The sequence below is a fragment of the Serratia sp. PAMC26656 genome (genome assembly GCF_016469055.2).
GTDB classification, from domain to species: Bacteria; Pseudomonadota; Gammaproteobacteria; order Enterobacterales; family Enterobacteriaceae; genus Serratia; species Serratia plymuthica.
Map to the genome: position 1 here is coordinate 629,720 of NZ_CP150486.1, position 25,487 is coordinate 655,206.

The following is a 25,487-nucleotide window of genomic DNA, read 5'->3' on the forward strand; positions in this document are numbered from 1 at the left end:
TAGTGCTTAACCGCCGCCCGCTACATGGCGATGCCGCTCCCCGCCGTTTGGCCTGTGGCGTTCCTTTCCGCCAAAAAGCGCGCCGGCGGTTTGCCTACCGCTTTGCGGAACATGGTGACAAAGCCGCTGGCGCTCTCATAGCCCAGATCCAGCGCCACCTTCTGCACGCTGTCGCCCTTGGTCAGCCGTTGCAGCGCCAGCATCACGTGCAACTGGCGGCGCCAGTGGCCGAAGCTCATGCCCATCTGCTGCTGCAGGGTGCGGTTGAGGGAGCGCTCGCTCATGCCGATGCGCTGCGCCCATTGGTTCAGGGTGGCTTTGTCCGCCGGATTGGCCAGCAGTCGCTCGGTCAGTTGGCGAATGCGCGCGTCCTGAGAGACCGGCAAATGCAGATTCTCGATCGGCGCATTAACCACCTGATCCAGCAGCACTGCGGTCAGCCGCCCTTCCGGGCCCTGCTCGTCATAGAGCGGATCGAACCCGCTGGCCTGCAACAGCAGCTCGCGCAGCAACGGCGATACCGCCAGCGTGCAGCAATGGGTCGGCAAGCCGGCGATAGCATCCTGATCGACAAACAGGCAATAGCATTCGGTGTCGCCGGCCCCCTGGGCGCTATGCAGCACGTTGCTCGGCATCCAAAGCGCGCATTGCGGCGGCACCAGCCACAGGCCGTTTTCCACTTCGCAGCGGATCATGCCGCGCACCGTATAAATCAGCTGCGCTTTGCGATGGCGGTGATGGGCCATCTCCCAATCGCTGCTGATGGTGGAGCCCTGTACGGCAAAAATCGCCCGCGGTACCTGATCGATATCGAAACGCGGTTTGGTAATAACAGTCATGAGAATTATTCTCAATTTGGCGTGATTGAAAAACATTATGTCCTGATTGTGCAATGTGGTCTAGCGCCGTAGTCGATAAAGTAAGCGCCAGCTTTAGCACTCTGAGGGGGCGCAATGTATCAGCAACAGGTAATCACTCAACTGCTGGCCTGGATTGAGCAAAATCTCGACCAGCCGCTGACGCTGGACGATATTGCCGCCAAATCCGGCTATTCCAAATGGCATTTGCAGCGGCTGTTCAAGCAGTTAACCGGCCACGTTCTGGGGACCTACGCCCGGCGCAGAAGGCTGAGCGCCGCTGCGCGCGAGTTGCGGCTCACCCACATCAGCGTGGCCTGCATTGCCGATAAGTACCAGTTTGATTCCCAGCAGACCTTTACCCGCTGTTTCAAAAAGCAGTTCGGTTTGCCGCCGGCCGGCTATCGCCGCAGTCCGGATTGGGCCAGCCACGGCATGCAGCCGCCGCTGCGTTTGAGCGAAGGGCCGTTGCCGCAGGCAGACATCGTTACCCTGCCGGCCATGCAACTGGTGGGGCGCTCCCAGCGGAGCAACTGCACCCTGGGGCAACTGCCGCATTCGAAACACGAGCTGCGTCAACACGCCTGGCGCCAGATGGTGCGCACGCAAGCCGAGCCGCCGGCAGTGGTATACGGCCTCACCAGCCTGGAGGCGGACAGTCGCCAACGCGGCGGAAAGCGCATTGTCTATACCGTGGCGCTGGCGGATGAGCAGGCGGAAGGCGAGAGGGTGCTCATCGAGCAAGGCGACTACGCCAGTTTTGTCTATCAGGGCAGGGTGGAGGAATTACAAAACTTTATCGCCCGCCTGTACGATACCGCGATCCCGATGATGAAAGCGGTGCGGCGACCGGGGCAGGATATCGAGCGCTTTTACCCGGCGGCGGGCGGCGTTTGCAATGGAGCAAGCACGGCGATCCGTTGTGAATACCTGATCCCCATACGCCGAATGACGCCGCCAGACGTCGCGCTTTAGCGGCGTTTTTCACAGTAAGTCATCTTCATACCGCAGCAGGTTACAAAAAAGTGCGTCATGACACAGGGAATGTTTCGCACTTAGGTCAATGTGCACATATAATGCGCATCCGGTCATTTATGGCCGAAAATAACCTATATCAATAATCTGCCAGTGGCCACGACCAACACGAAGATGAAAATGAACATTCGCGCGTTATTAACCCTGTGTACGGCGCTGGTTGCATTCAGCCAGTCTGCCTTCGCCGTCGTATACCCTTTGCCTGCCAAAGACAGCCGTCTGGTCGGTGAAAACATCCAAGTCACCGTACCCGAAGACAGCAAGCTGCCGCTGGAGAGCTTTGCCGCTCAATACCAGATGGGCCTGAGCAATATGCTGGAAGCCAACCCGGGCGTGGATCCGTTCCTGCCGAAAGCGGGCAGCACCCTGACCATCCCACAGCAGTTGATCCTGCCGGACGCACCGCGTGAAGGCATCATCATCAACAGCGCCGAGATGCGTCTGTACTACTATCCGAAAGGCACCAACACCGTGATCGTGCTGCCAATCGGTATCGGCCAGTTGGGTAAAGACACCCCGCTGAACTGGATTACCTCGGTACAGCGTAAAAAAGATGGCCCAACCTGGACGCCAACGGCCAAGATGCGTGAAGAATACGCGGCAGACGGCGAGATCCTGCCGGCGGTGTTCCCGGCCGGTCCGGACAACCCGATGGGCCTGTATGCGCTGTACGTTGGCCGCCTGTATGCGATCCACGGCACCAACGCCAACTTCGGTATCGGCCTGCGCGTGAGCCACGGCTGTGTGCGTCTGCGTGCTGACGACATCAAATATCTGTTCGACAACGTGCCGGTCGGCACCCGCGTGCAGTTTATCAACGAGCCGGTGAAAGCCAGCGTTGAACCGGACGGTTCCCGTTACGTGGAAGTGCATAACCCACTTTCCGCTAACGAAGAAGAGCTGAAGTCCAAAGATCCGGTGCCGTTAACCCTTTCTGCGCCAGTGGGCAAAGTGGTGATGGATCCTGCCGTTAACCAGAGCGAAGTGGACGCGGCGATCAAAGCCCGTTCCGGTATGCCGGTTAAAGTGAACTGATTGATTCAGTGATGTGAAAAAGACGCCTTAGGGCGTCTTTTTTTTGGTTGAAAATCGCTATTTTGCGTACTCTGCCGCAACTATTTTCTTCTCGTTACTTCTACGGATTTCAACGCTCGGCACCTTAGGCAATTCTAGGTTCTACTCGTTGCGGTCAACCTGTATTACGACGATGTTGGTGAACCCAGTTGCGCTTGGAAAGTATATCACTAAGTGCTATATTTTTTGCAGACAGGACTTCATCGTCATGCGTGCGTTTAAAACCAAGTGGTTTGCTAAAAAAGCCTCTGCTCATGGCATAGCGGATATTGCCTTGTGCGAGGCGATTCAGGATATACAACGTGGTTTAGCTATTGATTTAGGTGGTGGCGTTTTTAAGAAACGGTTGAATTGTAACCGCGAACGGGCGCTGGTGTTGGCAAAGAGCGGAGATAGCTGGGTGTATACCTTTCTGTTCGCCAAGCAGGACCGGGCTGGTATCAGTACGGCTGAATTGCAGACATTCCGAAAATTGGCGGCGCAATATGACCAACTGAGTGTTGGAACCATCGCCACACTGATAGAACAAAATGAATGGGTGGAGATTTGCCATGAAAAAAAAAGCGGATTTTCGCAGCACTGCCTTTGAGGCTATCCATAGCGCCGCTGAAGGTTTACATCAGGTTGGGGCTATTTCACAGGAAACCATGCGCAGTTTCGATGAGTCTTGTCTGGTCCCGCTGGAAGAGTTGCAACCGCAAGAGATCAAGGCGCTTCGTGAACAATTGCATCTGAGCCAACCGGTTTTTGCCCGCTATTTAAATACCAGTCTTTCAACCATTCAAAAATGGGAGTCCGGTGCGAAACTACCGGGAGGCCCGTCCCTTAAACTGCTCTCCATCGTGCAAAAACACGGCCTGAAGGTTTTGCTGTAGCCTGTTAGGTTAATCACATTCACCCGCCGCTATTTTGCCTGCCTTGCAGATGCACTTGCTATTTAAGCATAAAAAATATCAGTTAATTAATTGGTTATATAACCAGTTAGGTCAGGTGTTGTCTGAAACAATCCTCGCAAAATACCCTCTGTGTGATAATAAGATCACAAAAGCGTAACGAAAGGTAAACAAAGGCCTCCTATATTGGCTGCTTTGCTTTTGGGAGGGAGTGCCATGCGTAACTGGAACGAACCGAAAAAGAACAAGGCGCACATCGAATTGATCCCCATGATCGACGTGATGATGTTTTTGCTGGTGTTTTTTGTGCTGATTAGCCTGAACGTGATCCCGGCGCTGGGGCTGAAAACCCAGTTGCCCTCTGCCGGCAGCGCTCAGCAACTGAAGCCGCAGAAAAAAGCGATCATCACGCTGGGGGCGGAAGAACAATTGCAACTGGACGGCCAACCGGTGGCGCTTAACGCGCTGGTCAGCACGCTCAAACAGCAGCAACAGGAAAACCAGACCACCACCATTATCGTCAATAGCGACAAGGGCGTTGCGGTGGAGCGACTGGTGGCGGTGATGGATAACCTGCGCCAGGGCGGATTCTATTCCGTCTCTATCGCCACACGGAAGCTGTGACATGTATCTGCTCTATCGCTCACGTCACCTTTTCAGTTGGATGCCCGCGCTGATCGTGGCGGGTTGTTTGCTGTTCGCCAGCCAGCAGGCTGCGTTGAAAATCCAGCCACGCTACGACGACACCACCATGGAACTGGCGCTGGTCGAGCCGGAGCCTGAACCTCAGCCGGAACCGCCGGTGGAAACGCCGCCGCAACCCGAACCCCCGCCACCGGAGCCGCAACCCGTTCCTGAACCCGTGGTGCCGGCCCCAGAGCCGATTATCGAGGCCAAGCCGGTTCCCAAACCGCAGCCAAAACCCAAGCCCAAACCGGTGAAAGAGAAAGCCAAACCGGTAGAAAAGGCGAAACCGGTATCCGCACCGCCTGTGCCGAAAGCGTCGGTCAGCAAGCCTGCGCCAACGCCGGCCGCACCTGCCGCGCCGAAGGTCAACGCCCAGGCTGTCGAAAACGGTTATTTGCAGGCACTGCGCCACGAACTGGAACAGCGCAAGCGTTACCCGAGCGGACGGCAGGCTTCGCTCGAACGGCCGCAGGGCAACGTCGAGGTCTGGCTGGAGGTTGATCGCAGCGGCCGTGTGCTCTCTTCCGGCATCGCCAACAAGGCTGCCAGCATGCTGCTGAACCGCGCGGCAATGAGCAGTTTACAAAGTATCAGCCAGGTGAAGCCGTTCCCGAGCGACGCTTTTGCCGGGCAAACAACAAAACGATTTTCAGCCACGTTCAATTATCAGGCGCCTTAGCGACCTGGCATAACAGTTTGATTTTTTAGGGGATGGAAACAATGAAGTCTTTCAATCGATCTGGGATTTATCTGGCAGTGATGTCGGCGATGCTGCCGGGCGCGGCGCTGGCGGCGGACACTACCGACGTCGGTACCATCAGCGTGAAAGGGCAGTCGCTGGGCGGCGGCATGATGGTGCAGGACGACAGCGCCAAGGCGCGTTCCACCGTCACCAAAGAGGCGATGGACAAAATGCCCGCAGCGGCCAACGCCATCGACAAGCTGAAGTACACGCCGGGCCTGAACGTCAACAGTAACGACGCCAGCGGCCTGAGCGGCGTCGATTACACCATGCGCGGCATGAACTCGGATCAGATCGGCCTGTCGATGGACGGCATCCCGATCAACGACTCCGGCAACTATGCCGTCTACCCGAACCTGCTGGGCGATTCGGAGAACCTGGAGGAAGTGTTCGTCACCCAGGGATCCTCCGAGGCGGACGGCCCGCATATCGGTTCCAGCGGCGGCAATATCGGCATGGTGACGCGCCGGCCGGCAAAAGATTTCGGCGGCTTCGTCAAACAGACGCTGGGCAGCAACAACCTGAGCAAAACCTTTGCCCGTTTGGAAACCGGCGAGTACAACGGTTTCAGCAACTGGATCTCCTACTCGCACACCGAGGCGAAAAAATGGCGCGGTGAAGGGCGCGAATATTCCAACAAGTTCGAGATGAACTCGCTGTACGAAGACGGCAACGGCAACAGCAGTAACCTGATCATGAAGTACAACCGCCAGCAGAACGTCAACTACAACACCCTGAGCAAGGCGCAATTCGAAAGCGACGGGCGCGATACCGACTACGCCACCACGCCGGAATACAACAACAAGGGGCAGTTGAACAAGTACTACAAACTCAACCGCAACCCGTTCGATACCTTCACGCTGTCATTCACCCAAAAGTTGCAGTTGCGCGACAACCTGTCGCTGACCCTGCAGCCGTATTACTACTGGGGCAACGGCGGCAGCTTCACCGGCCAGACGGCGTCGGTGCTGTCCAATACGTCGGACAAGGCCGGGCAATACGATCTGAGCAATTTGCAGTCCAACACCTATTACCGTCCATCCTGGACCCAGACCTGGCGCCCCGGCATTACCACCAAGCTGAAGTGGGACATCAACGATCAGCACAGCCTGGATATCGGTTACTGGTATGAACGTGCGCGTCAGTTGCAGACCCAGCCGTTTATCGGCATCAAGGGCGACGGCAACCCGGCGCAGATTTCGGGCAAACCGGGCGGTTCCGATCAGGTGCAGGACGCCAACGGCAACACCGTGCAGGGTCGTAACCAATACACCATCACCCCGGCGCAGAAAGTGTGGCTGCAGGACACCTGGTACGCCACGCCGGACTGGACCTTCGTCGGCGGGCTGGCCTATCAGTACGTGGAACGTAAAGGGGACAATCGGGGCAGCCTGTACAACGTGCCGGAGAAGCGTGATGCCACTTACCACGAGTTCCTGCCGAACTTCAGCGCCAGCTACAAGCTGAACCAGGAAAATCAGGTGTTCTATAACCTGACGCGCAACATGCGCACCCCACCGAACTACGTGCTGTACAACGTCGGCGACTCGATCAGCACCAAGCCGGAACTGAGCTGGAACCACGAGCTGGGCTGGCGTTTCCAGCAGGAAGACATGCTGATGAGCGCCACGCTGTTCTATATGCGCTACAGCGATCGTCAGGTCTCCACCACCAACTCGTCCGGCGACTACGAGATGATGAATATCGGCAACGTGGAGAACAAAGGGCTGGAGCTGGAGTGGAGCGGCCAACTGCCGCACAACTTTAACTACTACACCTCATACACCTATACCCAGTCGAAGCAGAAGAACGACATCGTCAGCAACGGCGGGCTGCCGTTGCCGACGTCCGGCAAAGAGGTGCCGAACGTGCCGAAAAACCTGCTGAACATGACGCTGGGCTACGACGACGGCCTGTATTACGGCAGCGTCAGTGGCAAATACGTCAGTTCGTTCTACGGCGATCTGACCAACGACGAGAAGATCGGTGGCCGTACGGTGTTCGATCTGGCGGCGGGCGTGCATTTGCCGGTGGACAAGAAAATCATCAAAAGCGCAGCGCTGCGCTTTGGCGTCAGCAACCTGTTTGACAAGGAATACCTGACCTCGGTGCGTACCACCACCTTCAACGCCGCGCCTTATGGCGGCGTGAAAGCCAGTACGCCGTATTACAACGTCGGAGAAGAGCGCACCTTTAGCGTGTCGCTGGAAGCCACCTTTTAACTAATTTGAGGGGTATGTTATGAATGCCAATTTATTGCACGACATTATTTTCTACGTGATGTACGCCGCGCTGGCGATTGCGCTGGTGATCATTATCGAACGCTCGCTGTATTTCGCCTACACCCAACGCCAGGCGAGTCGACTGGAGCAGGCACTGACGCCGGACGTGCATCGCGCCGCCGATCTGCCGGACGAACTGACCCAGCGCAACAGCCTGCCGCTGGCGGTGATCGCGCCGGTACTGGAGCAGAAGCACCGCGCCGGTGACCGTGAAGCGATAGGCGATCTGGTCGACGCGCAGTACCTGTTGAGCAAACCGCTGATGGCGCGTGGCCTGTGGCTGTTGGAAACCATCGTCACCGCCGCCCCGCTGCTGGGGCTGCTGGGCACGGTGATGGGGATTATCGAAACCTTTAAGGCGCTGGCCGCTTCCGGGGTGTCGGAGCCGAGTCTGGTGTCCGCCGGCATGGGCACCGCGCTGTACGCCACCGGGCTGGGGATCGCCATTGCGCTGCTGTGTCTGGTGGGCAACAACTACCTGCAAAGCCGCATGGAGCGCATCAACGAACTGTTGAAGGTGCTGTTGATCCGCGCCGGTGCGCCGGCCAGCCGGCCGGAAAACGGCAGCCGCGAGCAATGGGTTGACAGTGAGGCACCGCGCTATGCCTAATGGCCGTCAACCACGGCGGCCATTAGGCCGCCTTTACACTGCGTTATGGGGTAGCTGTCTGTTGATGTTGAGCCAGAGTGCGGCGGCGCGTTTTGATATTCCCGGCTACGAGCTGGTGTATACCGCGCCGGTGGAAACTGCGTTGCAGGCGGATGACCTGCGCAACACCGCCGAGGTGTGGCAGCAGATGTTCGATGCGGCCAAAACCCGCATCGATCTGGGTCAGTTCTACGTGGCGAACCAACAGGGTTCGCTGCTGGACGGCGTGCTGCAACATCTGAAAGCGGCGGGCGAGCGCGGGGTGAGAATCCGTTTTCTGATGGAAGAGAAGGGGATTCGTCTCTCCACCCCGGAGACGCTGGAACAGCTGAAGGCGATCCCCAACCTGGAGCTGCGGATTATTCCTTACCGGCGGTTGAGCGGTGGCATCCTGCATGCCAAATACCTGCTGGTGGACGGCGAGCAGGCGTTTGTCGGCAGCCAGAACTTCGACTGGCGGGCGCTGGAGCATATTCATGAAACCGGGCTGCGCATCAGCGATGCCGGGGTTGTCGGGCAGATTCAGGCGATCTTCGAGCAGGACTGGCGGGCGCAGGCGCTGCTGACGGCGGATAAACCGGTGCCGCAGCTGACGTATCAGCCCACGGCGGCAACGCCGCAGGGCAACTATCTGGTCGCCAGCCCGCGCGCCTATAACCCGGCCGGCGTGATTGACTCGCAGGTTGAGTTGCCGCGCCTGCTGGCGAGCGCCAAACAACGAGTGCGGGTGCAGGTGATGGATTATGCGCCGTTGTCTTACGGCCCCGAACGCAGCCGGCCTTATTACGCGGTCATCGACAATGCCCTGCGCAGCGCCGCCGCGCGTGGCGTGCAGATTGAGCTGATGGTGGCCAACTGGAACACCAAAAAACCCGATATCGCCTGGCTGAAAAGCCTGGCGCTGGTGCCGAACGTGCAGATAAAGGTGGTGACCATTCCGCCGGCAAGCCACGGGTTTATCCCATTCGCGCGGGTGATCCACAGCAAGCTGATGACTATCGACGGCGAAACCGCTTGGGTGGGCACCAGCAACTGGACCGGCGGCTATCTGGATAACTCGCGCAATCTGGAGTTGGTGCTGCACAACCCGGCGATGAGCCAGCGGCTGGACACACTCTACAGCCAGCTGTGGGACAGCGTTTACGCCGAACCGCTGAAACTGGATTACGACTATCCGGCACCCAAGCCGGGTGGCGAGTCCTGATTTATCGTGGGCTGCGGGTGCCGGCGGCGGGCTGGCCGTTGATCCAATGTGAAATGGGCATGGCATTCGCTCCTTATTCGGTTGCGTTGAGGGCGTCGCCCAGGGCGTTGATCAGCGAGTCGATCTGCGCCTCGCTGCTGATAAACGGCGGTGCCAGTTGGAGGGTGTCGCCGCCATAGCGGACGTAAAACCCGTTTTCCCAGCAGTGCATCGCCGCTTCATATGGCCTGCGCGCCGCTTCCCCTGGCCGTGCCGCCAGCGTGATGCCTGCCGCCAGGCCAACGTTGCGGATATCGGTGACGTGCTTGCAGCCTTGCAAGCCATGTACCGCCTGTTCGAAATAGGGAGCCAATGCCTGTACCCGTTCGATCATCTGTTCGCGCTCAATGATATCCAGCGTCGCCAGCCCCACGGCACAGCTGACCGGGTGGGCGGAATAGGTATAACCGTGCGGGAATTCGAGCAGGTACTCCGGCTCGTCGGTGTGCATGAAGGCATCGTAAACCGCCGGTTGGACCACCACCGCCCCCATCGGCTGCGCGCCGTTGGTCACCTGTTTGGCGATGTTCATGATGTCCGGCGTGACGCCGAACGCCTCGGCGCCGGTCAACGCGCCACAGCGGCCGAAGGCGGTGATCACTTCGTCAAAAATAAGCAGAATGTTGTTTTGGCTGCAAATTTCACGGATACGTTGCAGATAACCGATTGGCGGTACTATCACCCCGGCGGAGCCGGAGAAGGGCTCGATAATCACGGCCGCGATGGTCGACGCATCGCGCAGCGCGATAATTCGGTTCAGCTCTTCCGCCAGTTCGGCGCCCTGCGCGGGCATGCCGCGCGAAAAGGCGTTACCCGCCAGCAGGGTATGCGGCAGGTGGTCCGCTTCCGCCCCTGCACCAAAAGCCTTGCGGTTACCGGCGATGCCGCCCACCGAAATACCGCCAAAGTTAACGCCGTGGTAGCCCTTTTCACGGCCGATAAAACAGGTTTTTCCTGCCTGGCCTTTGGCCCGCCAGTAGGCGCGTGCCATTTTTAACGAGGTGTCCGCCGCTTCGGATCCGGATCCGGTGAAAAATACATAATCCAGCCCGGCCGGTGTCATGGACTTAATTTTATTCGCCAGTTCGAAGGATAATGAGTGGCCGAATTGAAACGCCGGGGAATAATCCAGCTGAGAAAGTTGACGGTGGGCCGCATCGGCAATTTCCTGGCGGCCGTGGCCTAATCCGCAGCACCATAGGCCGGATAAACCGTCAAAGATTTTACGCCCATCCTGGCTGGTATAATAAGCGCCTTCAGCGTGACTGATCATTCGCGGGTTGGCTTTAAAATTACGGTTGCCGGTAAATGGCATCCAATGTGCTTCTAACCATTCACGATCGGGTTTATTTTCGCGGGGATTTAAATCAGCCATTTTTCCCTCCGGGTAGGAGAATAGGGACGGTTAATTAAATATACCCGTCATCTTTTAAGTTACAGCGTTGTTATTTTCACTCGCTCACCCCAGTTACTGACTTGAGTAAGCGCCTGGGGATGAGCGAGTTGGCCGCCTGGCCGCAAATTAAAAGCTATAGGGTATAAATAAACGTGTTAATGAATTTTTGTGTGAAATTGACTATGTTCCGCTTCTTCACTAATGTGAATAATCATATGTCGAAACTTACTTAAGGTTTTATGCAAGTAAAAAAACGCGCGCTTTTAGGGCAGTTGTCGGATATGGATCTGCGGTTGCTGCGGGTGTTTAAAGCGGTGGTCGACTGCGGAGGAATGAGCGCCGCCGAGCTGGAGCTGAATATCAGCCTGTCGACCATCAGCAAACATATCAAGGATCTGGAGCAAAGGTTGGGGCTGACGCTGTGCCAACGCGGGCGGGAAGGCTTCGCCGTCACCGACGAAGGGCTGTTGATTTACCAGGAAACCATCAACCTGCTGGCGGCCACCGAGGCTTTTCGCCGTGGGGTGGATGACGTGCATCGACGCATGGGCGGCCAGCTGCACGTGGCAATATTTGATCATACGGTCAGTAATCCGCAGGCGCACATCGGCCGGGCAATTGCGTTATTCAGCGAGCGTGCGCCGGACGTGTCTTTGCAAATGTACGTGGAGCCGATAAATACCATTGAGCGTGGCGTTATTGACGGGCAGTTTCAGATTGGCGTTATTCCCATGCACCGCAATGCGGAAAGTTTATCTTATAATTCTTTATTCAATGAGAGGATGTTCTTATATTGCGGTACGCAGCATGAGTTATTTTCCGCTCATCACGACATGCTGAATTGGGATCTGTTGCACCATTATGCCTTTGCAGGATTGGGCTACCATTCACCGAATATGGCGTTAAGTTTGCAGCAGCATTTGCAGCGCAAGGCGACGGGTTTTGCTCAGGAGTCGATAGCGACCTTAATCCTCTCCGGCAAGTATGTCGGTTTTCTTCCCGACCACTATGCGGCGTTTTTCGTCGCGCAGAATATGATGCGGGCGATCAAACCGGAGTTGTTCCGCTACCACTGTGAATATTCCTGTGTGGTACGGCGTTCACCCAGCCCGCAACGGGTGGTGAAGGTATTCCACGACTGCCTGCTGGCGGCGCATGAGGGGGGATGAACGCTTATTCCTGGCCTTCGACGCCTTGCCAAAAATTGCTTATCAATTGCTCAAAACCGCCGTTACCTGCTGCGTAAAGGCGGTTTATTCGAACAGGCTTTCGGCGCTGCCGGCCTTTAAAATCCGCTTACTGCTTTTTCTTCTTACCGAAGATCTTTAGCAGCACGCCAACCAGAATGCCAATGGCGATGCCGGTGAAAATCCAGCTGATGATACCCATTTCCGATCTCCCGCTATTGCTTTGATCTCATTATATTATCATTCGACGCGGAATGCGCCTTCGATCATCAGTTGCCGTTGCGCGGCGGTATAGTCGATCAATGAGTTCTTGCTGTTGGATTTTTCCAGCGTCACCGCCAGTTCGTCGCCGGAAATCGGCAGGTCATCCTGCCAGAACGGCGCGATGGCGTTGCGGGTAATAAACTCGATCAGATAGCGTTCCGGGCTGTCTTGCTGTTCGGGGAACAGCCGTGCGGCCAGATCGCTCATCAGCGCGCGCTGTTGCGGTTGCTCGCTTTGCGCCAGCAGTTCGAGGAACGGCAACAGCAGGCGGCCGCAGACCTGGCCGTGGTGGTAATCGTGCAGCGCGCCAATCTCGCCGGCAATGCCGTGGATCACCCCCAGCCCGGCGGCGCTCAGCGTCAGCCCGCCCAGGTAAGAGGCCTGCATGATGGCTTCACGGGCGCGATCGCTGCGGTTGAGCGCCGGCCAGGCATCCAGGAAATGGCGGATGCCGGTCAGTGACATCTCGCGCGTCATGGCGCTGGCGGTTTTGGACAGATAGGCTTCGAACAGGTGGGTAAAAGCGTCGATGGCGCAGTAAGCCAGCACCTTGTCCGGTGTGCCCTGCAGCAGTTGCGGATCCAGGATGGCGGTATGCGGCACAAAGTTGTTATGGCGCAGCGAGGCTTTCACCTTGCTGAGCCGAGTATCGGTGATCACCGCGTTCTGGGTCACTTCACTGCCGGTGCCGGCAGTGGTCGGGATGGCGATCAACGGCAGGGTGGCGCCGCTGATTTTGGTATCGCCGATCTTTTCCATATAGCGCAGCGTCGGCAGCGGGTGCTCCACCAAGGCAGCAAACGCCTTGGCGGCATCCAGCACGCTGCCACCGCCAATGGCCACCACGCGCAATGCCTTGCCGCGCCAGCGTGCGACCCAGGCGTCGATCTCCTGCGGCGAGGCTTCGTGGCTGACGATCTCGGTGCCGATCAGCAGCGGCGTCAGGGCATCTGCCAATGAGGAATATACCGCGCCATTGAGGAATGAACGGCAGCTGAACAGCAATGTCGGCTGGGGATCGGCGGCCAGTAATGGGATCAGTTGGCTAATACTGCCGTGGCCGAACCAGGTATGCCGGTTGGCGATCGTCAGGCTGGTGGTCATGTTCTCTCCTTGGCGCGGTAAAACCACAGCATAAGCCAGCCTCGTCGGAGGAACCACTGCTTTTCACTGCCGGAAATCCATTCATTAACATATTAACCAGGCCCGTGGGTGACGGGGTGCCATAATCTGGCGAAGCTGTGATTTGTTTTACATGCAAGCAAGCGAAACCTTGCATTTGGCGCTGTTGAATGCTTTTTATAACAAGCGGGCCATGGCGCTGCCGGTTTTATCCGAAACAAGGTAATTGTTAATTTGTTAATGATGGCGAGGGCGGATATGAATATTCAGGTCGAACGGTTATCGGCGGTGATTGACGCGGTCGCGACACCCAGGTTTTATCCCAGCCTGCTGGCCTGGATGGAAGCTTTCTTCGCCTTCGACAACGCCATTGTTTATGCCTTCGAACGAGGCTGTGCGCCGCGTTGCCTGCTCAAAACCGAGCGAGAAAACAGCGACGCGGTCAACCAAATCTACCAGCAGGGCGCTTACCTGCAAGATCCTTTTTACCAGGTGCTGAACGGCGGTGGCGGCGGCGAGGTGTTTTCGCTGCGTCAGTTGGCGCCATGCGGTTTCTATCACACTGACTATTACCGTAATTTCTACCGTAAAACCGGCTGGCACGACGAGGCCGGCGTGCTGCTGCCACTGACGCCGGAACGCGGATTGGGGGTGTTTTTCGGCTCGGCGCGCCAGACGGTAGGGGTACGTTATCCGCAGTTGGCTGAGTTGAGGAGTGCGTTGACGCTGCTCAAAAGCATCGCGCGCCTGCATGGCGAAGTGGTCGTCGCGCCGGTGTTGCCGGATGCGCCTGAGGACAGAACCCTGCAGGTGCGCTATCTGTTGACCCCGCGCGAACGTGAAATTGTCGATCTGATCCTGAGCGGCTGCGGCTCGCAACAGATTGCCGACCGGCTGTTCATCAGCCTGGGGACGGTGAAAAACCACCGCAAGAACATCTACGGCAAGCTGGATATCGGTTCGCAGGCCGAACTGTTCAACCTGCTGTTGGCCGGGCCGAACCGCCGCAGCGCATGATGTTAATTTTTTGTAGCAAATGTCCCTAAGGGGACATGGCGGCTTTGCCGGCCGCTCCCGATAATCCGCTGTAGGGCATAGGGTCTTCGGGAGTGCGGCAGTGAACAATAATATCGAATCGTTAACTTACTACGCGGCAACCAAAAAGTACGATCTGCGCTTCCCGACGCTGGAAGACGATCTGGACGTTGACGTGGTGATCATCGGTGGCGGCTTCTCCGGCATCAATACCGCGCTGGAGTTGGCGGAGCGGGGCATCACCAACATCGCCATTCTGGAGGGGCGCCATCTGGGCTACGGCGGCACCGGGCGTAACGGCGGGCAGGTGATGGCCGGCATCGGTCACGATCTGGAAAAAATCAAACGCCACGTCGGCCCATCCGGGCTGGAAACCATCTTCAAAATCAGCAACCTCGGCGCCGGCATTATCCGTGAGCGCATCAAGAAATACGCTATCGACGCCGATTTCCGCTTTGGTTACGGCTACCTTGGCAGCAATGCACGCCAGGAGAAAACCCTGCGCAGCTGGCTGAAAGAGTTCAAGGCGGTATCGCCGAATGAAGAGATCGAACTTTATACCGGCGCGGAAGTGAAGCAGGTGGTGGGATCCGACGCCTACAGTTGCGCATTGAAGCACATGGGTGGCGGGCACGTGCATTCGCTCAACCTGCTGTTGGGCGAGGCCAAGGCATTGAGCGGCTACGGCGTGAAAATCTTCGAAAACAGCAGCGTGCTTAACGTCGAATACGGTTCGCGCATTAAGGTCCGCACCGCCATGGGCTCGGTGCGCGCCAACAAGATGCTGTGGGCGTGCAACGGCTTTCTCAACGGCATGGAGCCGTTTATCCACAGTAAAACCATCAATACCTACGCTTTCCAGTTGGCGACCGAACCGCTGCCCGAGGCGTTGATCCGGCGCATCAGCCCGATCCGCGGCGCTTACAGCGATATTCGCCCGGTGATCGATTACTACCGTGTCACCAATGAAAACCGCCTGCTGTTCGGCAGCGCCACCCGCTTGATCGAATACATCCCGGCGGATCTCAAAGCCTGGAACCGCAACCTGATGCTGAAAGTGTTCCCGTACCTGCATGACGTGAAGATCGATCTGGCCTGGGGCGGGCCGCTGTGCTGCAGCGCCAACCTGTTCCCGCAGATCGGTACCTTGCCGCAGCACGACAACGTGTTCTACGTACAGGGCTATTCCGGCTTTGGCGTGACGCCAAGCCATATCGTCTGCAAGGTGCTGGCGGAGGGCATGAGCGAAGGATCCGATCGTTACGATCTGATGAGTTCGATCCCGCACGTCAACATCTTCGGCAAAGATCGGCTGCGCCGGGTGATGACCACCGCCGGCAAGGCTTGGCACCAGACATCCGGCTACTGGAAAGGCCGCCGTTAATTCTTATCAGAGGAGAAAGACATGAAACCATTACTGCTTAAACAGCCGCTGCCTGAACTGCTGGAGATTGGCAGCGTCAGCAATCTGGGTGCCAGAGTGATCGCAGGTTCACCCAACGTCGGGGTAGCGACTCTTTTCGGTGAGCCGACCGATAACCTGAACTGCGGCGTTTTCAGCTGTACGCGCGGCACCTTTGTGATGGAGTATCCGTTTGCCGAACACGCTACCGTGTGGGAAGGCACCGCGACGTTGACCGATGAGAACACCGGGAAATCCGTGCAGTATCAGGTCGGGGATTCGTGGTTTGTCGAGAAGGGCACGTCGGTGCGCTGGGAAATCACCTCCGATCGCTTTGTAAAACACTATCTCGCCATCGTCGAAGGTTGATCTAACCGTTATCCCCTCTCCGCCGGGAGAGGGGAAATCCGCTATCCCAGCACCCGCTCGATAAAGTCGGTGACCCGCTTCAATATCTGATCTTTGTTGGTTTCGTTAAAACTCTCATGCCGCCCGCCGGGGTTGATCATGGCGTCGAAATCGCTGCCCTTCAGCCGATCGATGGCGGTCTGCGATTCGGCCATCAGCACCAGCCGATCGTCATCGCCGTGTATCCACAGCGTAGGCAGCGCGCCGAAACCCGGCCCTGCGTTGATTTTTGCCAGGATCTGCTGCATGGCGCGCAACGTCGGGCGTTTGAATGGCCCGTGCCACACCAACGGATCGACCTGATAGGCTTCGCCAACGGCCGGATCGCGTGACAGAGTGGCGGTATCCAGCGGTTCGTTCGGGATAGCGGGCAGATCAAGCAAGTCGGAGATCAGGGTTCTTTCACCGATCAGCGGGCCGGATAGCACCAGTGCGCGGATACCTTCGCGATAACGCTGGGTATAACGAGTTGCGATCATGCCGCCCATCGAATGACCTATGACGACCAGCGGCACGTCTGGGTGTAGCCGCTGAAAATGCTCTACTACGCGGTGAACATCGTCGACTACGGCGTCGTAATCCTCAATCAATACGCGCTCGCCCTGTGACAGCCCATGGCCGAGATGGTCGGGGCCAAACACCCGCGCGCCGTGCGCTTCCAGCGTACGCGCCACATACTGATAACGGCCAAGATGCTCGCCGTAACCGTGTACCAGCAGCGCCAGAAAGCGCGGCCGATCGCGGCTCCAGTCATGCACGGCAATATCGCCATGGCCACCTTTGATAAAGCTAATCTTTTGTTCAGACATAGTATTTTCTCATCGGCAGGATAACGGAAACCCTATTCAGCGTAGCGGCAATGGCGTAGGGGCACAACCTGCGGCGCCCCAGAGGGAAACTACAGTTTGAACTGCTGCGCCAACCGATCGATGGCGTCGCGTTGAAACAGGTTGAAGGCATCACGCGGTTGCTGTTGCCGGATAAAATCCAGCAGCGGATCCTGCACTTCGGTGCGAATGCCGCTGAGCTGTTCCATCACCGCCAGGCCGCAGAACGGCACGTAGGATTCGGCGTAGCCGCCCTCATGAACCATCACCAGTTTGCCGCCGCACAGGCGATCGGCGGCGTCTTGCACCAGCGCGGTCATGCTGCGAAAGCTGTCGCTGTGCAACTGCATGCGTGCCAGGGGATCGATGGCGTTGGCGTCGTAACCGCAGGCAATAATAATCAGTTCAGGCTGAAACTGTTCCAGCGCCGGGATCACTATCTGTCGCAGAGCGTAGAGGTAGCCGTCGTCGCCGGTACCGGCCAGCAGCGGAATGTTGATGTTACAGCCTTCCCCCGCGCCTGCGCCGCGATCCTGCTCGCCGGAATAGCCGGCCGGGAAGCAGCCGTCCTGATGCAGCGACAGCGTCAGCACATCATCTCGCTGCCAGTAGATATGCTGGGTGCCGTTGCCGTGATGCACGTCCCAGTCGAGCACCGCCACCTTGCCCAGGCCGTATTGGGCCTTGGCGCGCTCGATGGCAATCGGGATATTGGCCAGAAAGCAGAAACCCATCGATTGGTCAGGCAGGCAGTGGTGACCCGGCGGGCGCGACAGCGCATAGGCGTTGTCCAGCTCACCTTGCAGCACCGCCTCGACCGCCGCGCAGGCCAGCCCGGCGGACAGTTTCGCTATTTCATAACTGCCCGGGCCCAGCGGGGCTTCTTCCCCCAGCATGCCGCCGCCGTTGTCGCTTAACTGTTTGAAACGTTGCAAATAGCCGGCCGGGTGAATGCGCAGCAGGTCTTCGTCAGTGGCCAGTTCGGCGCTCAGCAGCCTGAGCCGGCGCGACAGGCCGGAGACGTCCATCAGGTTTTTCATCCGCCGTTTGGTTTCCGGCGATTCCGCATGGCCCGCCCCCGAAGGGGGTTGAACCCAGCCGCCGACCGGCAGCGTAGTGGCATGTAAGCCGGTGCTGTGCCAGAAACAGCGTTCATCAAAGAAGAAACCGGTTTTTCTTTTCACCTTTTTACTCCTGGTCAATGGCGCGTCGCGCGCGGTGAAGCTAACAAAATCAATAACAGCGACAGCAGCGCGCAACCCAGCGCGCCGATCAACAGGGCGTCGAAGCCACCCGAAGATTCAATCAGGTAGCCGGCCAGCGTTGGGCCAATCGCCATGCCGCCGCCAATCACCAAATTGATGTTATTCATCAGCTTGCCGTTATTATCCAGCCCGGCGACGCGGGCCAGAATAAACGGCAGGACAAAGGTCCAGGTAAACTTGAACAGCACCGCCGCCACCGCAAAACGCAGCAGCAAGGGGTCACGGATCAGCAGCGCAATGCCGGCGATCAGCAGGCCGTAGCCCAGCCAAATCAGTCCGTTGCCACGGCGGCGTGCGCTGATAAACGCGGCACTGCCGGCACCGACGATGCCAAACAGGGTGGCGGCAGCCAGCACCTGGCCGCTGTTGACCGGCGAAAGGCCGGCCGCGGCGGCGATACTGCCGATAAAGGTCCAGACCGCGCTCAGGCTGATATAAAAGCTAAGTACCGCCAGCACGGCGAAAGCTTTGCGGAACCAGGGAGAGGTGGCGGAGCGCAGCGCTGCGTGCGTCGGGTGAAACCCGGCTGGGAAGGCGCGGATCAGAGGCAGGCAGCACAGCATGATGGCCGCCAGAATCAGATACACCGCCATCAGGCCGAAATGAGCGAACAGCGGGGGCAGCACCAGTAGCCCGACCGCACCCAGCACCAGTTGGCCCAACACCCAGAAGGCGTAGACCCGGCTGGGGTTGGCGGTGCCGCCCGCGCAGGTGATGCACAGGATCATCAACGTGCCGCCCGCCATCGAAACGATAAAACGCAGCCCCAGCAGCAGGGTGAAATCGCTGATGAGCGCCGAGGCCAGATTGCCGGCGATAAACACCGCTGCCGCCAACGCAGCGACCCGGCGCCAGTTAACGCGGCTTATCCACCACCAGGCGGGCAAGGTAGCCAGGCTCATGGCACCCAATTCGGTCGAAAACAAGTGGCCGATTTGCGCCGGGGTGAGCTGCCACTGGCCGGCCAACTGCGCCGCTATCGCCGGGGCGGTCATCAGGATGCCCGGCGCAATGGCGGCAAAAATAATAATGGCGGTCAGCAGCCGTGGCGGGCAGGGGATAGCCGCCCCGGTTGAGGGTACAGAAACTGAATCACTGGACATAATAATTATCCCCGCAGGTTAAACCTGAATCAGATATCGCCGCGATGCCGTATTCAGGGCAGGCGGGAACCGCGCCATGGATGGCGAATAATTAACGAGTTTATTTTTACCTGTTATAAGCCATCGTTATGGCTGTATTCATTAACCCAGGACAATAAAGCTGCTGGCCACCAATTCGGTGCGGTTCACTACCTCGGTTTTGGCAAAGATGTTGCGCATATGGGTTTTCACCGTCGAAAGTGAAATGCCCAGCTTCAGGGCGATGCGTTTATTGCTGGCCCCTTCGCGCACCATATTGACGATCTCCTGCTCCTTGGCGGTCAGCAACTGGGCTTCGCCGCCGGGCAGCAGATCGCGTGTCGCCAGTTCTATCAGCGGCAGTACCGCCCGCAGGCGGCCGCGCTCCAGCTCGGTAAACGGCGTATCGCGGATCAAAGACACCCCGGCGATAATGCGTTTACGCTGACGGATAAAAATCTCCGTCATATCGCGCATGTCATTCGGCAGCATAAAGTCATGATAATAATGGCGGTTATTGGCGATCGCCGCCGGGCTCATGCCGACCATGCTGATATCCTGCTGATGGAAATTGGCGGGTTTAAGCGGATCAATCTGCTGAAAATGGGTCAAATACTGCTGATGCGTCTTATCGGAAATGCCGTGCAGAATATAGTGGTCTGGCCGCAGATCTTGATTGACCAGGTAAAACACCCCGGCGGACACCGGGATCAAATGCGCAATGGTGGTCAGACAGCTGTTGATAAAGGCATCGGATGATGTGCTGTGCATGATTCATTTCCCCCCTTTACCTACCCTGCGATCTGGAGAATACGTCGTTCAATATATGAACGATGTCAGCATAATTGCAGCAATTCAGTAACACAATAAGAACATATTAACAACGTGAGCCTGATTACAATAAAATACATAAATAACAAGGCAACGACCCAGAGTTAGCAGGGAATGGGACGACCTTACGCCAATATTTTGTTCATATGTTAATGAATGAGGCGCATCCTTCCCGCTGAATTTAAAGTGATTTCCCCTGCCAGCGGGGCGGCGCTGTGCGTACCGCCGATTGACGTCCCCTTTTCGCTGACAACCGGAAGCTCGTTCCTAAGAACGATGGACAGACGCGCTGTTCCCCGCATTCTCTCGAAAATCCCCTCGGCGAGATTCAAACCATAACGGTTGGCCGGGCTAAAAAGATAAGAGGAAAAAGCTATGGTTCGGCCTCGTCCTTAAGGACGATAGCCAGCATTTTCCTTTCCTCTCTATAGTGAGATCACCGCTACCTGCGGCGTAAACCTGCACAAACAACACCAGGGCAAAAACTATAAGAGGAACTACCCATGAACCTGTCGTCGCGGCTTCATGCCCACCTTGAACGGGGCAAGGTCGGATTCCCCACTACGCTGGCCAGCTCGGTCGGGGTGATTATGGCCAGTCCGGTGATCCTCACCGTCACCAGCGGTTTCGGTATTGGCGGCGATACCTTCGCGCTGGCGATGCTGATCGCCTTTATCATGATGCAAGCCCAGCTCACCACCTTCTCGGAGGCGGCGGCGATGCTGCCGACCTCCGGCTCGGTGTATGACTATATCGCCTGCGGCATGGGCCGCTTTTTTGCCATTACCGGCGCGCTGTCGGCCTATCTGATCGTGCATATCTTTGCCGGCACCGCCGAAACCATTCTTTCCGGCATCATGGCGCTGGTGAATTTCGAACACCTCAACACCCTGATGGCAACCCACAACGCCTCCTGGATGATTGGCGTCGGGTTGGTGATCCTGTTCGGTCTGCTCAATGCGTGTGGCATCGAAGCCTTCGGCAAAGCGGAGATCGTGCTGACTTTCTCCATGTGGAGCACGCTGGTGATCTTCGGGATCGCCGGGCTGCTGTCGCCGCATGCGGTGCCGCTGGAAGGCTGGTTCGGCAGCACGCTGAGCCTGAGCGATCCTTTTGCGGTGTTCAGCCTGATCGGTATGGCGATGTTTATGTTCGTCGGCTGCGAACTGGTGACGCCGATGGCGCCGGAGATCAAAGGCTCCGCCAGCGTGATCCCGCGCGCCATGTCACTGGGGCTGTGCGGCGTGGCGGTCTGCATGGCGCTTTACGGCGCCGCGCTCAGCCATCAGGTGGAGAACGTGGTGGTGGATGCCGTCAACGGCGTTCACTTGCTGGATACGCCGATGGCGATCCCGGCCTTTGCCGGGCAGGTTATGGGCGAGTTCGGCAAATATTGGCTCGGTATCGGGCTGCTGCTGGCCGGGGCTGCCACCATTAATACGCTGATGGCGGCGGTGCCGCGCATTCTGTACGGCATGGCGCTGGACGGCGCGCTGCCGCGCATCTTCGCTTATCTGCACCCGCGCTTTAAAACCCCGGTGGTGGGCATTCTGGTGGCGGTGCTGATCCCCTGCGTTCACGCCTTCGTCATTCAGGGCAATCTCGAGCGTATTCTCCCGCTGGTGCTGGCGGCGGTGTGCGCCTGGGGTGTGGCCTACTTGCTGGTGACCTGCTCGGTGGTGATCCTGCGTATCCGCCGGCCGGATCTGCCGCGCGCCTACAAATCGCCGTGGTTCCCGTTGCCGCAAATCGTCTCCAGCATCGGCATTGTGCTGGCGATTATCTACATCACTCCGCCGGGCATGAACCCGCGTGACGTTTATATCCCCTTCAGCATCATGATCGGCCTGACCGCCGCCTATGCGCTGTTCTGGACGCTGTGCGTGCAGAAGGTCAACCCGTTCAAACCGGTGCCGGTCGAACAGGTGCTGGAAACCGCCTTCGCCAAAACGGAAAACGAGGAGGCGCAGTTTGATCGGCTTACTTCCCTCACTTAATCGCGTGTGGCGGCGGCAGCCGGCGGGTTATCAGCCGGGGGTGACGCTCACTCGGTTGGCGCAAAATCTTCAGCCCTATGCGTGCGAACGCCTGGCGCCGTGCCAACTGCGCTTGACGCTGCCGCAGGGGCCGGTGATTGAGGTCAGCGAACGGGTTAGCGCGCTGTTTATGGCGCATATCGTCAGCCATCGCTTCCGCCTGCAGGGGGCAAGCACGTTGGCCGAGCCGCTGATGCTACGCATCACCGCTGGGGGTTGGCTGCGGCGGCGGGGCGTGGTTTATCGCGCCACCCGCGACAATGCCACGGCGCAGCGGGTGATCGACGCCTTGCAGCGTTATCCGCAGATTGGCCAGACGCTGACGCAACTCGATTTCCGCAGTATCCAACTGAGGGTGGCCGACGGCCGCTGGTGGCTGGATATCGAACATTTTGCCGCTTCGGAAGTGGTCAGCCGGTTGCCGGCCGGCCGTCGCTACCTGCGGCTGGAGCCGGAACAGCGGCGGTTGTTGCTGAGCAGCCTGCTGATGATCGGCCAACTGATGGAGAAACTTGATGAATAGAGTGGTGGTGATTACCGGCGGCGGCACCGGTGTGGGCGCTGCCTGCGCCCGGCGCCTGGCCGCTCAGGGCGACAGGGTGTTTATCATCGGCCGCCGCCGCGAACCGCTGGCGCTGCTGGCAGAGGAAATCGGCGCCGTGGCGCTGGTGGGCGACGCGTCGAGCGGCGAAAGCTGGGACACCACCCTGCTGCCGGCCATTTTGCAGCAGGGCGGGCGCATCGATTGCCTGATCGGCTGCGCCGGCGGTATGGGGTTTGGGCGCATTACCGACACGAGTGACGCGCAGTGGCAAGGCGCGCTGGACAGCAATCTCAACAGCGCTTTCGCCAGCGCGCGCGCCTGCCTGCCGGAACTGGTGAAAACCGGGGGCAACCTGCTGTTTGTCGCCTCTATCGCTTCGCTGACCGCCGGGCCGGAGGTGTGCGGTTACGTCACCGCCAAGCATGCGCTGATTGGGCTGATGCGTTCCATCGCCCGCGATTATGGCCCGCTCGGGGTGCGCGCCAATGCGGTGTGCCCCGGTTGGGTGACTACGCCGATGGCGGACGAGGAGATGCAGCCGCTGATGGACGCCCATCAGATCTCGCTGGAGCAGGCTTATCGGATGGTCTGCCGCGACGTACCGCTGCGTCGCCCGGCCAGCGCGGAAGAGATCGCCGGCATCTGCCGTTTTCTCTGCTCGGCCGAGGCGTCAATCATTACCGGTGCGGCGCTGGTGGCCGATGGCGGCTCCACCATCGTCGACGTGCCGACGTTGGCTTTTACTTCCCTTTAAGGAGAATCAGATGAGTACAGAGGCGGTATTTATTCAGGTTGGCGCACTGGCGGAAGGCTTTGCGCCGCACAGCAACACGCTGGAACGGCAGCTCGGGCTGAGCGGCAGCACGCTGACGCTGCGGTTTGCCGAGGGTGAAACGCTGAAGTGCCATTTTACCGATGATCAAACGCTGAACTGGGGCGCGCGCGCGGGTATCGCTTATCGTGCCACCAGCATTCGCTCCGGCATTTTGTTTATCGATTTTCTCGATCCTTCACAAGACAACGCCAGCATGACGCTGGTGTGCGATCGCAATCAGGGCAATTTCACCCTGGTGTACGGCCAATTGCCGGACGAGCAGCAAACCCGGCTGGATGCTTTTAGCCGCGTTGAACAAGGGTTGCCGCTCACGGCGGTCAACGCCGAATTCCGCTTCGGCACGCTGGATAATGCGACCGCCGCGCTGCCGCATTTCACCGACGAATTGATCGGCATGCGCAATATGTACACCTACAGCCCGACCGAACGTTACGAGCACATCTACCTGAACGACAATTTTTACGCCTGGCAGTGTCTGGACGGCGTAGAGAAAGGGCTGGCGGACGTCGATCGTTGTCATTACGTGAAAGTCGCCGAGCAGCTTTACCTGTTCGTGTGGCGCGAGAAGATCGTGCCGACGCTGGGCGTGGTGATGATCGATCTGCAGGCGATGCGTACCGACGGCAAGATCCTCGGCTATCAGGGCAGCGACTTCAGCGCGCTGAGCAATTTTGCGGTGGGCGCTCATGCACAGGTGCTGAACACCACCCGCCATCCCAGGGGGTAGCCGATGAACGTAACCTATGCGGCCGATGCCTTCAGCGGCCAGGTGGTGTTGGTGACCGGTGGCGCTCAGGGCATCGGGCTGGCGATTGTCAGCGCCTTTGCCCGCTTGGGCGCGACGGTGGTGATGGCCGATCTGCAACTGCGCAAGGCGCAGGACGCGGCGGAGACTTTGCAACGGCAAGGCTGGCGAGTGCAGGCGATGGCCTGCGATGTGGCCGACGCGACGCAGATTGCCGAACGGGTCGCGGCTGTGGGGGAGCAGTATCGGCGGCTGGACGTGGTTGTCCACAATGCGGCTTACTTCCCGCTGACGCCGTTTGCCGACATTGACGCCCCGCTGTTGCAACGCACGCTGAGCGTTAATCTGATGGCGCCGTTCTTTCTGGCCCAGGCGGCGCTGCCGTGGATGCGCCGCCTGGGCGGCTGCATGCTGGTGACCTCGTCGGTGACCGGGCCGCGGGTGGCTTATCCGGGGCTGGCACACTACGCCGCTTCAAAGGCGGGCGTGAACGGGTTTATTCGCGCGGCGGCGCTGGAGTTGGCACCGGTGGGCATTCGGGTTAACGGCGTGGAGCCGGGGATGATCCGCACGCCGGCGATGGCCAATTTGGGCGGCGCGACAGTCAATCAGGCGATTGCCGCCGCCGTCCCGCTCGGGCGGCTGGGGGAGCCGGAAGACATCGCTGCGGCGATGGTGTTTCTCGCCTCGCCGGCGGCGGCTTATATCACCGGCCAGACGCTGGTGGTGGACGGCGGCGCACTGCTGCCGGAAGCGAATTCTCTTCTTACTTGATGCTGCAGCGTGGTTGGCTGCAGGCGCGCACCCCAGTCACTTACTTGGGTAAGCTCCTGGGGATTTACGCCTTGGCCGCCTAAATAGCTGCGCCGAATAGTGCTGCAGGTGGGGTCATGCAGAACGCCGACGCGCCGTGAACCCGTCCCTGGGGGCTCGTATCGCGCATCCCTGCGCTCAACGGTCGCATGACTCCCACCAACCTCAAGCTTAGGGTGTAGCGGTATTAAACA

Annotated in this window: 25 protein-coding genes; 18 read left to right on the forward strand and 7 right to left on the reverse strand. The window is 58.6% G+C overall.

The features are described from left to right. Positions 1 to 20 precede the first annotated feature (20 nt). Complete coding sequence (locus tag JEM67_RS03515) at positions 21 to 839, reverse strand: AraC family transcriptional regulator (RefSeq protein WP_013811367.1); 819 nt, start codon at positions 837 to 839, stop codon at positions 21 to 23. 114 nt (positions 840 to 953) lie between these two features. Between JEM67_RS03515 and JEM67_RS03520 the strand changes: the two genes are divergently transcribed. The 9 genes from JEM67_RS03520 (at position 954) to JEM67_RS03560 (ending at position 9,423) form a co-directional block, all read left to right on the forward strand. Next, entirely contained in the window at positions 954 to 1,832 is an 879-nt protein-coding gene (locus JEM67_RS03520) for a helix-turn-helix domain-containing protein (RefSeq protein WP_013811368.1), read from the forward strand. A 174-nt stretch (positions 1,833 to 2,006) separates the two neighbouring features. Further along, on the forward strand, positions 2,007 to 2,927 hold the full coding sequence (locus tag JEM67_RS03525; protein WP_013811369.1) for a L,D-transpeptidase family protein: 921 nt from the start codon (positions 2,007 to 2,009) through the stop codon (positions 2,925 to 2,927). Between the two features lie 247 nt (positions 2,928 to 3,174). Continuing rightward, positions 3,175 to 3,555 (forward strand): type II toxin-antitoxin system RelE/ParE family toxin, encoded by a 381-nt coding sequence (locus JEM67_RS03530; RefSeq protein WP_199638060.1) that lies wholly within the window; start codon positions 3,175 to 3,177, stop codon positions 3,553 to 3,555. Continuing rightward, positions 3,518 to 3,841, forward strand: a complete 324-nt coding sequence (locus tag JEM67_RS03535; RefSeq protein WP_199638062.1) for a helix-turn-helix domain-containing protein — start codon at positions 3,518 to 3,520, stop codon at positions 3,839 to 3,841. The genes JEM67_RS03530 and JEM67_RS03535 overlap by 38 nt, the downstream gene beginning before the upstream one ends. Before the next feature lie 234 nt (positions 3,842 to 4,075). Then, entirely contained in the window at positions 4,076 to 4,483 is a 408-nt protein-coding gene (locus JEM67_RS03540; RefSeq protein ID WP_004949818.1) for an ExbD/TolR family protein, read from the forward strand. 1 nt (position 4,484) lies between these two features. Continuing rightward, positions 4,485 to 5,225 carry an energy transducer TonB gene (locus tag JEM67_RS03545; protein ID WP_199638064.1) on the forward strand — a complete coding sequence of 247 codons (741 nt, stop codon included), beginning with the start codon at positions 4,485 to 4,487 and terminating at the stop codon, positions 5,223 to 5,225. A gap of 41 nt (positions 5,226 to 5,266) precedes the next feature. Further along, positions 5,267 to 7,510 (forward strand): TonB-dependent receptor family protein, encoded by a 2,244-nt coding sequence (locus JEM67_RS03550; RefSeq protein WP_199638066.1) that lies wholly within the window; start codon positions 5,267 to 5,269, stop codon positions 7,508 to 7,510. Positions 7,511 to 7,529: 19 nt separating this feature from the next. Further along, on the forward strand, positions 7,530 to 8,180 hold the full coding sequence (locus JEM67_RS03555; protein WP_199638068.1) for a MotA/TolQ/ExbB proton channel family protein: 651 nt from the start codon (positions 7,530 to 7,532) through the stop codon (positions 8,178 to 8,180). Next, on the forward strand, positions 8,173 to 9,423 hold the full coding sequence (locus JEM67_RS03560; protein WP_199638070.1) for a phospholipase D-like domain-containing protein: 1,251 nt from the start codon (positions 8,173 to 8,175) through the stop codon (positions 9,421 to 9,423). The genes JEM67_RS03555 and JEM67_RS03560 overlap by 8 nt, the downstream gene beginning before the upstream one ends. A gap of 73 nt (positions 9,424 to 9,496) precedes the next feature. Here JEM67_RS03560 and JEM67_RS03565 read toward each other — a convergent pair whose 3' ends face one another. Next, on the reverse strand, positions 9,497 to 10,837 hold the full coding sequence (locus JEM67_RS03565; RefSeq protein ID WP_199638072.1) for an aspartate aminotransferase family protein: 1,341 nt from the start codon (positions 10,835 to 10,837) through the stop codon (positions 9,497 to 9,499). Between the two features lie 260 nt (positions 10,838 to 11,097). On the opposite strand from JEM67_RS03565, the gene JEM67_RS03570 reads away from it, so the two are divergent. Further along, a complete protein-coding gene (locus JEM67_RS03570) occupies positions 11,098 to 12,027 on the forward strand; it encodes a LysR family transcriptional regulator (protein WP_199638074.1) in 930 nt (309 codons plus the stop codon). Positions 12,028 to 12,285: 258 nt separating this feature from the next. Here JEM67_RS03570 and JEM67_RS03575 read toward each other — a convergent pair whose 3' ends face one another. Next, entirely contained in the window at positions 12,286 to 13,413 is a 1,128-nt protein-coding gene (locus JEM67_RS03575) for an iron-containing alcohol dehydrogenase (protein ID WP_013811377.1), read from the reverse strand. 276 nt (positions 13,414 to 13,689) lie between these two features. Between JEM67_RS03575 and JEM67_RS03580 the strand changes: the two genes are divergently transcribed. The 3 genes from JEM67_RS03580 (at position 13,690) to JEM67_RS03590 (ending at position 16,237) form a co-directional block, all read left to right on the forward strand. Next, a complete protein-coding gene (locus JEM67_RS03580) occupies positions 13,690 to 14,448 on the forward strand; it encodes a response regulator transcription factor (protein WP_199638076.1) in 759 nt (252 codons plus the stop codon). 100 nt (positions 14,449 to 14,548) lie between these two features. Continuing rightward, complete coding sequence (locus JEM67_RS03585; protein ID WP_199638078.1) at positions 14,549 to 15,850, forward strand: NAD(P)/FAD-dependent oxidoreductase; 1,302 nt, start codon at positions 14,549 to 14,551, stop codon at positions 15,848 to 15,850. Positions 15,851 to 15,871: 21 nt separating this feature from the next. Then, on the forward strand, positions 15,872 to 16,237 hold the full coding sequence (locus tag JEM67_RS03590; protein WP_199638080.1) for a cupin domain-containing protein: 366 nt from the start codon (positions 15,872 to 15,874) through the stop codon (positions 16,235 to 16,237). A 41-nt stretch (positions 16,238 to 16,278) separates the two neighbouring features. Here JEM67_RS03590 and JEM67_RS03595 read toward each other — a convergent pair whose 3' ends face one another. The 4 genes from JEM67_RS03595 to JEM67_RS03610 form a co-directional block, all read right to left on the reverse strand. After that, positions 16,279 to 17,085 (reverse strand): alpha/beta hydrolase, encoded by an 807-nt coding sequence (locus tag JEM67_RS03595; protein ID WP_199638082.1) that lies wholly within the window; start codon positions 17,083 to 17,085, stop codon positions 16,279 to 16,281. Positions 17,086 to 17,174: 89 nt separating this feature from the next. Continuing rightward, entirely contained in the window at positions 17,175 to 18,287 is a 1,113-nt protein-coding gene (locus JEM67_RS03600) for a class II histone deacetylase (RefSeq protein WP_199638084.1), read from the reverse strand. Positions 18,288 to 18,301: 14 nt separating this feature from the next. Continuing rightward, positions 18,302 to 19,471 (reverse strand): MFS transporter, encoded by a 1,170-nt coding sequence (locus JEM67_RS03605; protein ID WP_199638086.1) that lies wholly within the window; start codon positions 19,469 to 19,471, stop codon positions 18,302 to 18,304. 141 nt (positions 19,472 to 19,612) lie between these two features. Further along, complete coding sequence (locus JEM67_RS03610) at positions 19,613 to 20,260, reverse strand: helix-turn-helix transcriptional regulator (protein ID WP_199638088.1); 648 nt, start codon at positions 20,258 to 20,260, stop codon at positions 19,613 to 19,615. A gap of 563 nt (positions 20,261 to 20,823) precedes the next feature. Here JEM67_RS03610 and JEM67_RS03615 point away from each other — a divergent pair. Genes JEM67_RS03615 through JEM67_RS03635 form a run of 5 tightly spaced genes read left to right on the forward strand, consistent with a single transcriptional unit; the run spans position 20,824 to position 25,254 of the window. Next, positions 20,824 to 22,317, forward strand: a complete 1,494-nt coding sequence (locus JEM67_RS03615) for an APC family permease (protein ID WP_199638090.1) — start codon at positions 20,824 to 20,826, stop codon at positions 22,315 to 22,317. After that, positions 22,292 to 22,879 (forward strand): DUF3156 family protein, encoded by a 588-nt coding sequence (locus JEM67_RS03620; protein WP_199638092.1) that lies wholly within the window; start codon positions 22,292 to 22,294, stop codon positions 22,877 to 22,879. The genes JEM67_RS03615 and JEM67_RS03620 overlap by 26 nt, the downstream gene beginning before the upstream one ends. After that, entirely contained in the window at positions 22,872 to 23,654 is a 783-nt protein-coding gene (locus JEM67_RS03625) for an SDR family NAD(P)-dependent oxidoreductase (protein WP_199638094.1), read from the forward strand. Before JEM67_RS03620 ends, JEM67_RS03625 begins: the two co-directional genes overlap by 8 nt. Positions 23,655 to 23,664: 10 nt before the next feature. Then, positions 23,665 to 24,462, forward strand: coding sequence for a MoaF C-terminal domain-containing protein (locus JEM67_RS03630; RefSeq protein ID WP_199638096.1), 798 nt, complete (start codon positions 23,665 to 23,667; stop codon positions 24,460 to 24,462). A gap of 3 nt (positions 24,463 to 24,465) precedes the next feature. After that, entirely contained in the window at positions 24,466 to 25,254 is a 789-nt protein-coding gene (locus JEM67_RS03635) for an SDR family oxidoreductase (protein ID WP_199638098.1), read from the forward strand. Positions 25,255 to 25,487: the final 233 nt, after the last annotated feature.